This is a genomic window from Enterococcus sp. 6D12_DIV0197 (genome assembly GCF_002174385.1).
Lineage (GTDB): Bacteria > Bacillota > Bacilli > Lactobacillales > Enterococcaceae > Enterococcus_D > Enterococcus_D casseliflavus.
Genome location: NZ_NIBN01000001.1, coordinates 3,700,784 through 3,716,428 on the forward strand (window position 1 = coordinate 3,700,784; position 15,645 = coordinate 3,716,428).

Sequence of the window (15,645 nt, forward strand, 5' to 3'; positions counted from 1 at the left end):
ACACACATCAAATCGTTTACTTAGCAGCTGATCGCTTTGATTATTAAAGATGATTGGCTCTCGCCCTAACCAATAGCGGACAAACAAGTGACGCAAGCACCACTTTCCCTTGATTTATCAAGCAGCAAGCCCTGCTTTCTTGGAACCAACGAGGGTTTCGACTATGCTTAAGTCACATCAGCGAAAGGAAGAAAAGATGGAATTTGGCGAAAAAATCAAAGAAGTACGTACGAGAAATAACTTGACCCAAGAACAATTTGCCACTCAACTACACGTGACAAGACAAGCCGTTTCGAACTGGGAAAACAATCGTAATCTACCAGATTTAGAAATGCTGATTGCCATCGCCACGATTTTTGAGCTCTCGCTTGATGAATTGATTTTAGGAGGAACTCAAGTGAACAAGATCACTGAAAAACTAATCAAAGACGGCAGCGAGACCCGACGCGCCAAACTCAATTTGATCACGACCCTGATCGGAACATTTTTACTACTATTCGGCTTTGCTTGCTTCTTCATCAAAGCAAGCGCCGTAGAATACATCGATCAATCCGGCATTTTACATGAAAATTTCTACCTGATTCCTGTAGGATTTTTGTTCCTATTGGCTAGTTTCGTAGTATTTGCAGGAACCGGGATCAGTTATTTTCGAGCTGTTAGGAGAAAATAAATAAGAAGACGGCATAAAGCGACCCTCGAAAAGCAGATCAAAATCTGACTTTGGCGGGTCGCTCCATTTAAATTGCCTTGCTAAATTGTTTGATTCCAGTAAATACTGTACCGATACTTTATCTCCTTACAAAATCCCCTCTATTCTTCTTTCGTTTCACAAATTAATCCCACTGATCATTCCTGAAAGTGTTTAAACTATTTACGACTATTCGTCAAGCAATTATGCTTAAAATAGTATAAAAAATCAAACCAATCATTTTTTTTGACACAAAAAATGTCAGATGATAGCCTTGAAATAGAAGGTTATCACTAACAATGACCTTCTTGCTTTTGGAATAAATAATAAAAAGGAGTGTATGAAATGAAACATCTAAAAGCGTTGGTTGTCAAAGCACTAATGATTTGGGCGATTTTGTGGATTGTGTTGTCAGGGATTTACGATGTCAGTTTTATGGACTCGACGATCGTCGGTGTGATCATTGTGGTGATGATCTATGTGCTAGGCGACTTGGTCATTTTGCGAAAGATCGGTAACATTGCGGCAACGGTTGCAGATGCCGGCGCAGCAGCCCTTATCCTATGGCTGTATCTGACTTATATGGACTATACAAATGACATCTGGATGCTAGTATTGATCCCAGCAGTATTGATTGGTGTGGCAGAATGGTTCTTCCACATCTGGTTGTTAAAAGCAGACATCGTGCCAGATGAACGGAAAATGAAATAATTTTGTTGATTGCTAGAATCGAACGCAGACTCTTGTTCTGTGTTCGATTTTTTTTGTTTACAAGATCGGCTATTGAAAAGCGACGCATCTTCTTGTTCCATATGCTTTCTATAATCACGGACGCTTGCCAAGATTTCTGGTTAGCTAAAGCAATCGCCAAATTTGAATAAATCCCCTCTTTCCATTACTATAAACGAAATCCGATCGTTTTTTGCACGGTTATATTATCAAGGAGGTTTGTATGGCAATTCATGTGATGTGGTTTAGAAAGGATCTACGCTTAGAGGACAACACGGCACTGACTGAGGCGCTTTTTTCTCTTCAAGAAAACGACCATTTGTTGTGTGTATTTCATCTCAATGACAAGCAGTTTCTTCCCAAGGCGCCAAGCCATGATTACTTTTTTAGCGCAGTTGCTCACTTTATCGAGGCTGCCAAAAAGCAAAATCTGACGATCCACCTATTGACAGGGACTTTGACAGAAACCTTTGATCAGTTGTTCGCTTGCTATCCAGAATGGAGCCAGCTTTACTTCAACTTTGATAACCGTGGATTTGGTCGTAAACGTGATCTCTACATAAAAGAATTGGTCGAGAAAAAAGGCATCACTGTCCATTCTTTTGAAGACCATCATCTGCATCAACCAACAGAAGTCACCAAAGAGGATGGGACGTATTACAAAAAATTTACCCCCTACTATAAGAAATGGATTCAATTGCCCAAACCGGTGTATCAAAAGCAGGCCCTCGATTTTGAAAAAGCCGTTCATTTTGATGATGCCCCTCACTTCAAAGCAGGGACAGCGCTGCTTGCTAAGCTGCTAGAAAATAGAAAGACCGATTTTTCAACGATCGTTGGGGAAGACTATGCGCATAAACAATTGCAGGCCTTTGTGCAAAAGCGTTTGGCCGCCTATGAAAAAGACCGTGATATCCCTTCGATCAAAGGAACGAGCCGCCTGTCCCCTTTCTTGTCTTTTGGACAAATCTCCATTCGGAAGGTTTGGGCCGCTTGCCAAGGAATGCCATCAAGCACTGGCAAAGCGACCTTTTTAAAAGAACTGGCTTGGCGAGATTTTTATCATATGATCTACTTCAGCCATCCTGAACAAAAAAACTATGAACTCATTGAGAAATATCGAAACATGGATTGGCGAAAGAATGAAGAGGAGCTAACCAAATGGCAAGCAGGGCAAACCGGCTATCCGATCATTGATGCCGCGATGCGGCAGCTGAATCAGACCGGTTGGATGCATAACCGTCTACGGATGATCGTCGCTTCCTTTCTAACCAAAGATTTACTGATCGATTGGCGGCAAGGAGAAGCCTATTTTGCTCGACAATTGATCGACTACGACGCTGCCAGCAATATCGGCGGCTGGCAGTGGGCAGCTTCGACTGGCACCGATGCGGTTCCTTACTTTCGAATTTTCAACCCCATCACACAAGGGAAAAAATTTGACAAGGATGGGACGTTTATCAAACAATTTGTTCCCGAACTCGCCCAGTTGCCGCTAAAATTCATCCATGAACCCTACTTGATGACTGACGAAGAACAAGCCGACCTAAAGGTAGTTTTAGGCACCGACTATCCGTTGCCTGTAGTTGACCACAACGAAGCCAGAAAAAGAGCCCTCGATTTGTATAGTAAAATCGAACCATAAAAAGCTGCCATGGACTGCTCTCAAGCATTTTCTGTAAAAAAAACAGCAAAGACGGTCCTCTTACGGAGCGCCTTTGCTGGTTTTTTATGAAACTGGTGCGCTATTTTCACCTTTCTATAGTGAAAAACAAACGGCACGTCTCATCAAGTTGTCTGCTGCTGGACATACATAAAAGAAACATTTTCCATACTGTGTTTTTTAATTAAGGTCTTGTTGTCTACTTTCCCTCTTATTTCTAGTCGCTCTAAGCACCAATCCCCTGACGATTTATAGATCAAACCCTTTACTAGCGGCGTTCCCTGCTTTTTCACGACTGGCTAGTAACGTTTCTCCTTGCAAAACTGTTCGTCTGATGAAAGGTCATCTATAGAACCATTCTGTTATAATAGCTCCATATTTGAGGATAAGGATGGTTTATATGAAAAAAATAATCGGATTCATCTTAGTCGTACTTTTAGGGTTTGTCGGATACAAAGGCTATGAATATTATCAATCCACCTACTCAGGACAAACAGCTTACGCGTATGTCCCGTCTGAGATTCCGCCTAAGGTCCAACACGAAAGTAAGAGCGGCATCGGCGACCAGTCTCCTTGGTATTCTTACGATTACACATTAAACTTTGTAAAAGAAGATGGCAGTACCCAAACCCTTGAGGTTTCATTATCAGAAGATAACGCAAAACCCTTAACACCAAATTCTTATGTAAAAGCGGTGATCAGTGAAAAGCGGACAATAAAAGGCCCGAATGGCGTTGAAAAAGACGCAATTCCCAAAAAGGTTTTAGAGAAATTAGAAAATCAAAACTAATGGTTGCAGACTCACATCTCTATGTGGGTCTTTTTTTACATCCTTCCAAAATCAGTATTTTGAAACCCTTCTGTTATTTTCACACTTGATGTCTTCTGCTCTGTTGCGATACGTTATACAAGGATACTGGGCACATTTATCTAGCAGAAAGCTGCTTGACTGATCCCAATTCTTATTCCGTCATCAATGATAAGAGCAATTCAAGCTCCTTTTCCTTCTCATCCTTCGCAGATAATTGAAAAAGCAGCGAATCACCTATCCGTTGACTCACTGCTTTTTAACTAACAAGTAATGGCTCACACCACAAAAGAATGGTACTTAGAGTAAGCAATTTGATCGACGATCGCAGAAACCTGATTGACATCTAAATCGGCACCGATGGCAGTCACTTGATAAAATTGACCATAATTGGTGCCAAGTTGAGGGACACGGGCGTTTGAAATCAGCAAATCGTATTCTTCCTCATTGTTATAAGGAGAAATAGTCACATTTTGTTTCCCTTTTAGTTCATTTTTTAACAAGTAAATGGAAGCATCTGCCAAAAGACTGGAGCCCATATTTAAGACCCCGATCCGTACCCGATATTCCTCTTTCGGTGATAACAGATAGATTAAAAAGACCAGACGTTTCTTGAGGTAGTTGAGTTTCGTGGGCGTAAACAAGTTAGTTGGTGCAATAATGTGTTGTAGGATGTCTGTAATCACTTGATCTCGCAAGGAATTGTGAAATAGCTTGTGGTAGTAATTCAAGGTGACTCGGTCAATGGAGTAATTTACCCCATGAAAGTAATAGACTTGTGCGATCAAGGAGAAGACACTGGCTTTAATATCGATCGTCGTATGCGAGGCTTCAAGACAATAAATGGACTGGATCGCTGCCATGACTTCATCGGTAATCTCAAAAACAGGATTTTTATTGGTATACAGCCCTAAGCGAAGCTCCTCGTAAGGAATTCCTCCTACCGTAACGAGAAAAAGACAGATAAAGAAGGGGACGATCTTGGCTTCGTCTACTGAACAGATGCTTTTTTTCGACACATAGGCCTGTCGAATAAAGCGACAAATCGGCATTTCTTGGCAGCGATTGATTTTGATTTGTTCCTCCGGACTTAAGCTTCCCAAGGTTGTGTGAGGCGTGACTTTTTTCATGATCACAAATAGCCAGATCTTCAACTGCTTTTGTTGCGCAATCGAGAGGGTTATTTTTTTCGCTAGCTCCGCCACCAGCTCATCGATCAAAACAGAATCGATCGCTGTTTCCCCCATTTTTAAAAAATTATAGTAAAAATAAATGCGTTGCGTCATCGTTCCCGCTAGCTTTTTGTTCTTTATCTTTAATTCAAAATGCTGCAGCAGCTGATTGCACTCTGCAATCACACGATTCAGTGTCCCCACGCTTATTTTTAATTCATCGGCTAATACGAAAGCATCATAGCCTGCATGTTGAAACAAATAATGGATAATTTGATATTTTACAGATTTTTTCAATAACGTGTCGGTCAAATCATCCAATGAGACGCTGTCGTTTACTTGCAAATCAAGGGTATAACGGTTGATTGCAAAAGAGACCTTCTCATTTTTTAGTTGTTGCTGAAGATTTTCTGATAGTTTCGTCAAGGTTGGCATCGTAATCTCTAATTCCCGACACGCATCACTTTTTTTGATATGTCCCGTCGATAAATACAAGAATTTGAGCAAGATATACTCCAATTTCAAGTCTTTATCCAGTAAGTCTTCTTTATACATGACTGTTTTTCCTCCTGTGTAAATCCTTATTCTTTTCGAATAGTTACAACCAATTTACAGAAAAAGATAGCAGTACATTTCCTATGAAACAAACAAATGTAGTAAAAACAGGCCCTTTCTACACATACTTTTCCTTCACTTACTCCCCAAATAAACCAAAACGAACGAACAAAAATGCGCCCTGCCAGACGAACTTTCCTCAGAAATTCCTCGCGACAATATTCTCGGATTTTCTTTTTGTTTATGTAAAACATTCTTCTCAAAAAAAATATATTTAGACCATAATAATTAATACTATCACAAGCTAGAAATGTCAATAAATGAAATTATCAAGCCCCATTTTTTTACTTTCTCTTAAAAAATGACCCTATCAAATGCTTACCCGTTCGTATAAACAAAAAAATCAAAGGCAGTCGATGCAACCGCCTTTGATTTTTCTATAAACCATTGTTCATTCAGAATTGCAAAAAACGTTTCATAAAGGGTCTTTTTATTCATTGAAAAAAGCAATGTACGGGTTTCTAGCGATACCGTTTCTTAATGTGAAAAGCCATAGGTTTGGTCGGATGAAACATGACGGCTTGGTCGCTTGTTCAAGCGCTCGATTCCTTCTTTCATGTCTTGCACCAGATCCATTGCCATTTGCATACTTAAATCTGCCCGACAGACAAAGCGTTGGATATTGATATGTGATAGATTATCAGGTAATGGATAGGTAGGGACTTGCCAGCCTTTCATGGCAAATTCATCCGTCAAATCATACAGATTCCAAGAAATGTCGGCATCTTCTTTTAATTTGTAGCAGACGATCGGCAACCGTGATCCATCATTATAAATATCGAAGTAACCCATGTTTTCAATCTCTTTTGCTAGATATTGGGCAACATCACTGGTCTTTTTGTGGATCAAGCGGTAGCCTTCAAACCCATTGCGGATAAAGGTGTAATATTGTCCGATGATTTGGCTGGCACTTCTTGAAAAGTTGATGGCCATCGTTGGCATTTCACCGCCAAGATAACTTACTTTGAAGACCAATTCTTCTGGAAGGAAATCTTTTTCTTTCCAAAGCACCCAACCGATACCAGGATAGACTAACCCATATTTATGTCCAGACGTACTGATGGAACGAACGTTTTTCAAACGGAAATCCCATTCAAGCTCTGGTTCCATAAAGGGTGTGTACAATCCACCACTAGCCGCATCCACGTGGATGTAAACTTTGTAGTCGGTGTGTTTGTTGTATTCCTCTAATTTCTTATCTAGTGCTTTGATGTCATCGTATCGTCCAGTGTAAGTGATCCCTAAGATGCCGACGACCCCGATCGTATATTCATCTAAATAGTCTGTGACCTTTTCAACATTGATGCTGCCATGTTCTTCATCGATAGGGATCGTCCGCATTTCAATGTCCCAGTAGACACAGAATTTTTCCCAAACGACTTGATAGGCAGAAGAAATCACTAAGTTTGGTTTTTGTTTATTGATATCTAAACCAAGTTTTTTTGCCCGATTGCGCCAAGCAAATTTTAAGGCCAATCCACCTAGCATACACGCTTCACTTGAACCTACCGTTGATGTACCGATAAAATCAGACGCTTCTGGTGCATGCCATAAATCAGCGATCATGTTGACACAGCGGTTTTCAATTTCGGCTGTCCGTGGGTACTCGGTTTTATCGATGGCGTTTTTATCAAGGGTTTCACTCATGATTTTGACCGCTTCTGGTTCCATGTAGGTTTGACAAAACGTCGCCAAATTTTGTCTTGAGACCCCTTCATCGATCAATTGATCTTTGACTAATTCATAGGCATCCCGCGGTACCAAGGACTCTTTTGGCAATTTGTACATAGGGATCGCCCGATCCATTGCCTCATTCCCATAGATAGGTTCCAAATATTGGGCTTCTTTTCGATTTTTTTTACTAAATAACATGCAGCTCTCCTCCTCATAGGTTGTGCTTTTTATTTTTTATCGCTTGCTTTTTCACCTACGTATTTATAGATGACAAACGGTATCACGACAATTATCAGCCAGCTGATGATCAAGATGGCTAAATAGGTTCCGCCTTTTCCCGATCCGATATCGCTCGGTGGAAAGAAGGAAATAAAGAAAGAAAAAATAGAAACAAGCAAACCAACCATCGCAACACCAATTTTCACATTTTTCCCACCAGGAATATGATACGTTCTTGTTAAGTCGTCTTTTTCTTTGACTAACTTAATATACGAAAGAAACAAGAGAACATAAGCAACCAGATAGATGCAGACCGTCAAAGCCATCGCAACGAAGAAGGATAGATTGGCGCCCCCGCCGCCTAATGTCAAGACAACCGCCCAAATAGAAACAATGATGCCTTGCACCAAAACGATATTGATTGGGACATTGTGTTGATTGACTTTGGCCATTTGTTTTGGCAGCAAGCCATTTTCAGCTGCTTCAAGCATCGCCGTCGATGGGCCGACTACCCAAGCGGCAATTTCTGCAATGACACCTAAACAGATGACCACGGCAATCAAACGAACCAGCCATTCCCCGCCGCCAAAATGATGGATCAAATAAGAATAGGCTTGAATCACACCAGTATCAAGAGACAATTGATTTTGGGGAATCGTGGCAGCCACCGTTGCCCCACCTAACGTATCCAAAAGAATCGTCGCTACGACTAAAATCAAAATGGCTTTCGGGTAATTCTTCCCAGGATTGTCCATGTCTTTTACGTGACTGGCAGAAGATTCAACCCCTGCATAGGCCAAAATAAAGGAAACAAAAACGACCAGCGTATTGATTTTCGTAAAATCAGGAATCCATGCGCCTGAGCCAAAGGAAACTTTGATGGGATTTCCTTGAGCAATGTAGACAATTCCTAGGATAAAAAGTATGATCCCAGTTGCGACGATCCCCACAAAGAACCCTACTTTGGCAATCTTCGCGGTATTTTTTGTTCCGCCAAATTGTGAGATCGTGATCAGCCAAAAGATCACTAAAGTGGCAATCAGCTTCAGCCAAACATTGGTATTAAGAGCCGGCCAATTTAGGGCATAGGAAAGCGCCCCGACAATAAAGTAAATCATCGTAATAAAGCCTACCGTGATTTGGAACCATTGGAAGAAAATGGCAGCAAAGCCCCATTTTCTCCCTAATGTTTTTGAGACCCAGGTATAGAGTCCCCCTTTTTCCCATCCTTTTACAGTAGCCATCTCCGCAGAGCAAAGGGCTACAGGGATAAACCAGAGGAAACCGCCGACGAGTAAATAAAAAACTAGATTCATCTTCGATGTCGCAAAGGTTGGATACTCATATACCGTCATCACCATTGAAGCAGTTATCGCAAAAAAACTCAACAATGATAGTTTTTTCTTGCTAGTATCCATTTTTTTCAACCTCCTATCGTTAGATACTATTTTTCAGCAGCGGAAGAAAGATCAATATGGTACGTATGTGTCAGATCACCATCTGCTTTAAATTCGATTTCGATTGCTTTGATCGCTGGCAAACTTTGTTCTTGTGCTACTTTAAAGTGAATGAAGCCATCTTTGTGTTTGTCATGGGTCAAAATTTCATCATCTAAATAGTCCACAAATACTTCCGCTTCAATTTTCTTGCCATCATTCAACACCAAATATGCTTTGTCAGGTTTGATTTTTTTGTCTTTTGAGTCTTCATTAAACAATTGGTATTTCAGTGAAAGCAATGTTTTGTATTCTTTGTCTTTGTGTTTGAACGCTTCTACATTCACAATTTTTACATGGTTCACTAAAAAGCGAATGTGATCCCAACCAGCATTTTCATAATTCGTTTCATACCAAACAACATCTTTGACTTTCGGATCGATTCCCTTGGTGACGATTTCTTCAAAATACCCGTCATCACTCAGTTTTTCACTTCCCACGATCACCTCATCTGAAGAATCACTGATCAACGTTTCGGTTCCTGATCCAGAGACCACTTCCCCTGATTCTTCCACTGTTGAGCAAGCACCTAGAGTGAACAAAACGCCTACACCTAAAACGAAACCTGCAACTAATGATGTTTTTTTCATTGTAAATCCTGTCCTTTCTTTTATTATTTTTATTCCATCTCAGGTATACCATTTATCTAAAAAAAGCGAATATCTAATTTTTTATTTTAAAAACAAAAAAACGCGAAAATTACTTCGCGTTTCGGTGCTATCATGAAGTGCAGATAAGAACAATGACCATTGAAAAGAAAGGACTGAGTTTTTTGAGAGTGCTTGTGGTCGTCATAACCGCCTTTTTGTTGGGTATCCGCCCACTTTCAGCTACCTTTTTTCTGGAAAGTACGGACGGACCTACTTCTAGCGCAACGATTTCTCGGATAAAAGTTGCCCAAAATGAGTGGGTGCCTTCTGGGTCACCAAGGTTTGTTGGAACGCTGATGCTTCCTGATGCAAAAGACAACGTGCTGACAGCTGACGGGCATTTTCTGAGAAAGCCTTCCAAGCTTGCGACGAATAGACGAGGAGCAATAGCAGCTTGTAGGGTTCAAAAAACACCAAAAACCGCACGGGGCAGCCAACTTACTCAGCGTTGCAGCTCTTCAGCCCTTACGACTTTGCGGTTAGAAAAAGCGTGTCAGGCACGGGCAATCAACCGTCCTTAGTTCTCATCCGAGTATTTGGTGTCGTACATGACGCCTTCATCCACAGGGTTTTTGCAGTGATGGCACATAGGTAAGTCAAAAACAAATGATCCTCAAACGTTTATCCTCACGTGTATCCTAGACAAATCTACTTCCCCATCCTGAACACAAAAAATAGCCACTACCTACTTTCCACTTACTTGTGCCATCCTCTGCTTGATAAAAAGATCAAACTTTTTTGATTGAAAACAAAAAATTTCCTATTCTGTTTTGATCATTTTTTATTGATCGATCATTACTTAGCAAGCTAAGCCCCCCAAAATCCCAAGCAGCCCCCGAAACTATTTTTCAGGGGCTGCTTGGGGTGAGCTTTTCATTCAAATAGGAAAGTTTTTTGGATACAATTATATATCAACTGCAGAAACTGCCAAATCTATTGCGAATATTTAAACTATCTAAATGACTTCAATCAAACATATTTTTAAAATTCTAAAATATAGCTAAACGAACATCAAATCTTTTACTCATATGGATAAACAATTAAAAGTAGTCTTTAGAATCGTGATAGCTGCTGCCATCACAAAGAAAGAAGAGACGACATGCGCAATAATCGGTTCTCCACTATTATCTCTGCATCAAAGGCTACCCCTTTATTTCAATTAAATGATAGAAAGAGTGATCAAGGCAATCCCAAAAGTGATGCCATCTAGAACAAACCATTCTTTTTTACCTTGAGACGCCTTGGTAGCAAAAAAACAACTTATTCCATAAAGAATAAATAGGATTCCTACTGTTATAGGAAACGTTAACCACTCTGTCCAGCCATTAACAAATAAGAGAAGCATCAATGGTAAAATATAAAATAATGCATACCACTTTTTTAAATAGTGCGGCAGCTTCTGGTAATTTGAATACATCTATTTATCCTCACAATTCATTTCATATTGGTCATTTATTTCTGGTATGAGCAGTAAGTACTTTCGTTATAAAATGAGACAAAACAAAGCTTAGGATGATAATCCCAAAAGTAATAGCAAAAGATAAAATCGTATTCTCCAGTAAATTAGCAAATAAGGGCAGCTTAATATACAAATAACACCCAATTGCCGCAATAATACTACCTGCTAAATAGAAACAAAGCAGTTCAGTGACTGTTTTTGAAGAATGAACGTTTCGATCAACTGATGAAAAGTCGCCATTTTGAAAAGGTATTGGTGATCCAGTTTGTGAAGGATCAGATTTTGTATTCATTACGTTAAAGGAATTACTAGATAGATTGCTAATTGAATGTTGTTTTCTATTCTTTTCGTGATTGTTTATAGCTATTCAGACCTGCTTCCCTAAAAAAATTCATTATTTTCAATTCCTTCAAAATAATCTCAATACCATGATTTCATGCATTTGTGCTATTGCATCTATTCAAAAAACTCTATATTTTCAAAACCAAGTCGAATCAACAGCACGTTGTAGGGTCATCGGTCCATGTTTTGCTTCATATATAAAATCTTTTGACTGTAATCCAGTACGCTCCTTAAAAATTTTCTCAAACATAGAAGAATCGTTAATGGGATCGTCATTGTGTGTCAAAGTCAATATATAGTGTTTCTCTTTTGGATTACTCCAGACCCCCATATTACTTAAAGAAGCTAAATCAAGCGGTGGCGTATTAGAAGATAAATTAATCGTATACTGGCGTCTATGCAAAACATCATTTATTTTCATAAAGCACTTCCTTAATTAGTTAGTATTTCCTCAAACATTACAGATCCAAACAAACAATATTTACCTTTTCATTTAAATACAAACGTACATCATATTATATTGCGTTCCTCTTAAGCATTTTTTCAAGAGAAGCTTCGCTATCTTTCAAAACTAATTTACAGATGTTACTAGTCAACGCACGTATGATTTCTGTTATAAGTTTCGAGATCCGCACTCTTTCTTTTGTGATGAAAAGTGGTGTTTGTATGAGTGATTTTCCTTTTTAAGGGATACAAAAACAGCTTCAGTTCTTCCTATCTCTAAAATAACAAAAAACCAAATAACCACTCGAGCATACTAACAAAGGAAGCCCGATATAGAGCATACCAGTTCCTAATGGATAATTAATAGCAAGATCAAGTTGGATATTCTTAAGTTCTTCTTTGCTGATTGTGTCAAAATCTTGAATAGGGACCAAAATCGTCTGTAAAAAAAGGCCAACGATCGTCATAAAAAGGCTGATCCCAAAACAGCCAATTGCAAATTTTTTCATAAGAGTCCTCTTTTCAGCATACACTTTCTTACTGTATGTTCTTATTATACATACCAATCATTAAAAAAAGAACCTTAAATTATTTTTTAACATTAATTTTACAACAATAAAAAGAAAATGAATCAATCAGTGAATAAAAAATTGACAAGACTCAATTAGTACTATATAGTTCTATTATGGAAAATTATAAACGTTCAAATAAAAACCGAGTGATCGAAACAGCCGCCAGCCTTTTTCTCAAAGTCGGCTACACGTATACCAGTATGGATGAGGTCGTGCAACAAAGCGGTGTGTCAAAATCAAATGTCTATTACCACTTCTCAAGTAAGGAGGAATTATTACTAGCAGTGATTGATTTTTGGATCATTATATACCGAGAAAAACTAGAAGACATTTTGAAACAGACCAATCTAACTTTAGAAGAAAAAATGCTGACCTTTCTACAAAGTTTGGCTGAAGAAATTGAAGAGCGGGACTATCAAGGCAGCTGTCCCTTCATTACTTTCATTATGCAAGCGCCGAAAAATGATCGGCAGGTCCAAGAAAAAATCAATCATTTTTTTGATTATTTAACGCGTATCTGCGAGGGATTGATTCAAGAAGGAATAAATACTAAAGCATTTCGTGAAGACATCAACGTCAAAGAAACGGCGGAGATTTTTGTAAACAACCTTGAAGGGGCACTCTTTTTAGCAGAAGTAAAAAAAGAGAGTCAGTATCTCACTACTACAGCCAAAAATTTATTTAAATTACTCGTTTAAGAGTAATTTTTTTATATAAAATTAGGACTAAATAGTTCTAAAAAGGAGAAAATAATGAATATTTTAATTATCGGAGCAACTGGGTTTATTGGCAAAGAAATCGTCAAACAACTCGCAAGGGAAGATGTTTTCTTAACATTACTTGTCAGAAATCCAGCGAAAGCAAGACTATTACAAGCATTAGCCCCTGAAAAAATAGCGTTGGTAACAGGAGATTTAACAAAAGAGAACTTAGGCCTAAATGCGATCGATCATGAACGAGCGATGCACTGCAACATGATTCTTCACTGCGGCGGTCCGATGGATATCACCTTATCAGAAACAGCCGCGAAGAGCTCCTTTTTAGAAGGCAGCAAAAACCTCATGACACTTGCAACAGAAATCAACAAGAGAAACAAATTAAAAAAGATCATCCACGTAGCTGGGTACATGAGCCCATTCACGGATGATGCTTCTGTCTGGGAAACGACGGATGTATTCAAAGAGGTGCATCCAGCGTTACTTGGAACCCCGCCCTATGAGCAGATGAAGTTTTTATCTGATATTTATATTCGACAAGAAGCGAAAAAGCACCATATTCCTTTAGCAGTAATCAATCCGCCAACCGTCATCGGTGATGAGCAAACAGGCAGCACCGAACAACTCGAAGGCTTTGGCTTATTTATAAAAATAATCCGAAGTGGAGCCTTACCTGTTATCCCCGGAGGAACCGACTATCGACTGCCGTTGATCAATAAAAATGTACTCGCTCAATTTATTGTCAAAACCATATTCAATGAGACAAAAGACGAAATGACGTATCCCCTTGTTGCCGATAAACACGCCGATAAAGAGATCGTTCAACTGATGGGACTGATTTCTGAAAGTCTTAATCGAAGCAAACCTCGTCTGAGCGTTCCTTTTGGTTTACTCAAGTTCGTTATGGCAGCTGGCGGAAGCAAATTAACGGGTATTCCTGAAAGCAGTTTAAACTTTTTAACCAATAGAACCTTTGACAATCGGCTGACAAAACGCGATTTTGAATCGGAACTGATTAAAAAAATAGCAGCATCAAACATCCCGCTAGCAGTAGCTGACATTGATTTTCGCTTGACCTATGGGGAAGAAAGCCTAACACCCTACACACGCATAGCTGTCGACGAAGCGACGGTCTATCAATTGGAGGGCTCTGCTACTCCTCTCGTGCTTTTGCATGGCTTATTTAGCGATGGTACCGATCTCTTTCAACTGGGACTAGCATTGAATAAGCAAACAGGAAGAAAAATTATCATTGCAGATTTACCAGGATTCGGAAGATCTCCGTTTATTAAAAAGCAACAGCTGTTGACACCATATCTTGAGTTGATACGCTCACTAAAGAATATCCTGCCTGACGGCTCTGTCTTTATCGGCCATTCTTTTGGTGCCGCCTTGTTATTAACAGCCGCTGAACAGCGCTTCTTTTCAGAGAACGATCAACTGATTCTTTTACAACCACCTATTCACAAAACCGATTCGGTCCCTGCAACATGGCTCAGTAAACTAGCTTTAAAGCATGCATCTGAACGACAATTACTCGCCTATTTCACAAAAAAAGGACTGCTGATAGACGAAGCAGCCTCTTCTAGTGAATATTTAAAAAGAGTGAAGAAGAGTGTTCGTTCTTCACGGATAGTCAACACAACACTTCAACTAAATCGGTTGTTAAAAGAAATGACCCTTCACCAAAGAATAGACCCTTCAATTCCGATCATATGGGGAACCGAGGATAAAAGCTATTTACCGCCAAGAGAAACGACTAAAATAGTCGATCTGCCATTGGGTCATCATTTTCCAATCAGCCATCCGCAAGAAACAGCTGATGTGTTGGTAGAGTTAATCGAAGGGTGATTTTAGGGAGGCATGATTTTATTAAGTACGCTAATCTACTTACGAAAATTCCTACTTAATATAATTAGTTATTGAAAGGTGTCCCTCTCTTTGATGAGAATAGTGTCAGTACCTTCCTAACATCCTCCATATAAGAAGATATGTTCCTCTATGAAATAAATTCACATGAAAAATCTATCCATAGCTCTTCTGGCGGCACGGACATCCACAATTGTTAGCTTTCCAGAAGAAACGATTCTATCAGGAGCCTGCTCTACTATTTTTGATGAAAATAGTATCGGAGTCAAAATTGGTATTATGCCAAGAGACTCTTGGTTATCGTTATAAAAAAATCAGATAAACAAAAAGTTAAGATAAGAAAACTATCTAGGATAAGTAAATAAAATGGTATCTCTCCACAATAGCTAAGTAATAAAAAAGAAGCTAATTATAAGAAACGATCCTTTGATTAGCTTCTTTCCATGTTAGAGAGAGTAATAAAGCGAATAAATTATACAAGAAATGTAATAAAATCCAGGGTATTATAGTCCCGTACACTGTATCGAAT

The 15,645-nt window shown here is 39.2% G+C and carries 13 protein-coding genes; 7 read left to right on the plus strand and 6 right to left on the minus strand.

Translation table 11 applies throughout. The annotated features are described in order from the left end of the window. Nucleotides 1-196 precede the first annotated feature (196 nt). The 4 genes from A5867_RS17540 to A5867_RS17555 all read left to right on the plus strand — a co-directional run bounded on the left by A5867_RS17540 (nt 197) and on the right by A5867_RS17555 (nt 3,870). Nucleotides 197-670: a DUF3955 domain-containing protein gene (locus A5867_RS17540; RefSeq protein WP_074934177.1), complete on the plus strand. Its 474-nt coding sequence runs from the start codon at nt 197-199 to the stop codon at nt 668-670. A gap of 363 nt (nt 671-1,033) precedes the next feature. Beyond that, on the plus strand, nt 1,034-1,399 hold the full coding sequence (locus A5867_RS17545) for a DUF2512 family protein (protein ID WP_074934178.1): 366 nt from the start codon (nt 1,034-1,036) through the stop codon (nt 1,397-1,399). Nucleotides 1,400-1,640: 241 nt separating this feature from the next. Beyond that, a complete protein-coding gene (locus tag A5867_RS17550; RefSeq protein ID WP_087628117.1) occupies nt 1,641-3,062 on the plus strand; it encodes a deoxyribodipyrimidine photo-lyase in 1,422 nt (473 codons plus the stop codon). 409 nt (nt 3,063-3,471) lie between these two features. After that, a complete protein-coding gene (locus tag A5867_RS17555) occupies nt 3,472-3,870 on the plus strand; it encodes a DUF1093 domain-containing protein (RefSeq protein ID WP_010748936.1) in 399 nt (132 codons plus the stop codon). 296 nt (nt 3,871-4,166) lie between these two features. On the opposite strand, the gene A5867_RS17560 is transcribed toward A5867_RS17555, so the two are convergent. From A5867_RS17560 to A5867_RS17575, 4 genes are all read right to left on the minus strand, one after another. Beyond that, nucleotides 4,167-5,615: a helix-turn-helix domain-containing protein gene (locus A5867_RS17560; RefSeq protein WP_087628118.1), complete on the minus strand. Its 1,449-nt coding sequence runs from the start codon at nt 5,613-5,615 to the stop codon at nt 4,167-4,169. Between the two features lie 537 nt (nt 5,616-6,152). Then, on the minus strand, nt 6,153-7,547 hold the full coding sequence (locus A5867_RS17565) for a glutamate decarboxylase (protein WP_074934182.1): 1,395 nt from the start codon (nt 7,545-7,547) through the stop codon (nt 6,153-6,155). Nucleotides 7,548-7,576: 29 nt separating this feature from the next. After that, nucleotides 7,577-8,986 (minus strand): amino acid permease, encoded by a 1,410-nt coding sequence (locus tag A5867_RS17570; protein ID WP_010748933.1) that lies wholly within the window; start codon nt 8,984-8,986, stop codon nt 7,577-7,579. A gap of 26 nt (nt 8,987-9,012) precedes the next feature. Further along, a complete protein-coding gene (locus A5867_RS17575; RefSeq protein ID WP_015510550.1) occupies nt 9,013-9,654 on the minus strand; it encodes a hypothetical protein in 642 nt (213 codons plus the stop codon). Nucleotides 9,655-9,806: 152 nt separating this feature from the next. Between A5867_RS17575 and A5867_RS17580 the strand changes: the two genes are divergently transcribed. Further along, entirely contained in the window at nt 9,807-10,235 is a 429-nt protein-coding gene (locus A5867_RS17580) for a hypothetical protein (protein WP_170927555.1), read from the plus strand. 1,416 nt (nt 10,236-11,651) lie between these two features. On the opposite strand, the gene A5867_RS17595 is transcribed toward A5867_RS17580, so the two are convergent. Continuing rightward, nucleotides 11,652-11,936 carry a hypothetical protein gene (locus A5867_RS17595; RefSeq protein ID WP_016608520.1) on the minus strand — a complete coding sequence of 95 codons (285 nt, stop codon included), beginning with the start codon at nt 11,934-11,936 and terminating at the stop codon, nt 11,652-11,654. A gap of 283 nt (nt 11,937-12,219) precedes the next feature. Beyond that, nucleotides 12,220-12,468 carry a hypothetical protein gene (locus tag A5867_RS17600; protein ID WP_087628121.1) on the minus strand — a complete coding sequence of 83 codons (249 nt, stop codon included), beginning with the start codon at nt 12,466-12,468 and terminating at the stop codon, nt 12,220-12,222. A 176-nt stretch (nt 12,469-12,644) separates the two neighbouring features. On the opposite strand from A5867_RS17600, the gene A5867_RS17605 reads away from it, so the two are divergent. Both A5867_RS17605 and A5867_RS17610 read left to right on the plus strand, forming a co-directional pair. After that, nucleotides 12,645-13,229 carry a TetR/AcrR family transcriptional regulator gene (locus A5867_RS17605; RefSeq protein ID WP_087628122.1) on the plus strand — a complete coding sequence of 195 codons (585 nt, stop codon included), beginning with the start codon at nt 12,645-12,647 and terminating at the stop codon, nt 13,227-13,229. Between the two features lie 54 nt (nt 13,230-13,283). After that, entirely contained in the window at nt 13,284-15,098 is a 1,815-nt protein-coding gene (locus A5867_RS17610) for an alpha/beta fold hydrolase (protein WP_087628123.1), read from the plus strand. Nucleotides 15,099-15,645 lie beyond the last annotated feature (547 nt).

What these genes read in the sequence shown, in the direction of transcription:
- A5867_RS17540 (WP_074934177.1), top strand. Translation starts at nt 197, where the DNA reads ATGGAATTTGGCGAAAAAATCAAAGAAGTACGTACGAGAAATAACTTG.
- A5867_RS17545 (WP_074934178.1), top strand. Translation starts at nt 1,034, where the DNA reads ATGAAACATCTAAAAGCGTTGGTTGTCAAAGCACTAATGATTTGGGCG.
- A5867_RS17550 (WP_087628117.1), top strand. Translation starts at nt 1,641, where the DNA reads ATGGCAATTCATGTGATGTGGTTTAGAAAGGATCTACGCTTAGAGGAC.
- A5867_RS17555 (WP_010748936.1), top strand. Translation starts at nt 3,472, where the DNA reads ATGGTTTATATGAAAAAAATAATCGGATTCATCTTAGTCGTACTTTTA.
- A5867_RS17560 (WP_087628118.1), bottom strand. Translation starts at nt 5,615, where the DNA reads ATGTATAAAGAAGACTTACTGGATAAAGACTTGAAATTGGAGTATATC.
- A5867_RS17565 (WP_074934182.1), bottom strand. Translation starts at nt 7,547, where the DNA reads ATGTTATTTAGTAAAAAAAATCGAAAAGAAGCCCAATATTTGGAACCT.
- A5867_RS17570 (WP_010748933.1), bottom strand. Translation starts at nt 8,986, where the DNA reads ATGGATACTAGCAAGAAAAAACTATCATTGTTGAGTTTTTTTGCGATA.
- A5867_RS17575 (WP_015510550.1), bottom strand. Translation starts at nt 9,654, where the DNA reads ATGAAAAAAACATCATTAGTTGCAGGTTTCGTTTTAGGTGTAGGCGTT.
- A5867_RS17580 (WP_170927555.1), top strand. Translation starts at nt 9,807, where the DNA reads ATGACCATTGAAAAGAAAGGACTGAGTTTTTTGAGAGTGCTTGTGGTC.
- A5867_RS17595 (WP_016608520.1), bottom strand. Translation starts at nt 11,936, where the DNA reads ATGAAAATAAATGATGTTTTGCATAGACGCCAGTATACGATTAATTTA.
- A5867_RS17600 (WP_087628121.1), bottom strand. Translation starts at nt 12,468, where the DNA reads ATGAAAAAATTTGCAATTGGCTGTTTTGGGATCAGCCTTTTTATGACG.
- A5867_RS17605 (WP_087628122.1), top strand. Translation starts at nt 12,645, where the DNA reads ATGGAAAATTATAAACGTTCAAATAAAAACCGAGTGATCGAAACAGCC.
- A5867_RS17610 (WP_087628123.1), top strand. Translation starts at nt 13,284, where the DNA reads ATGAATATTTTAATTATCGGAGCAACTGGGTTTATTGGCAAAGAAATC.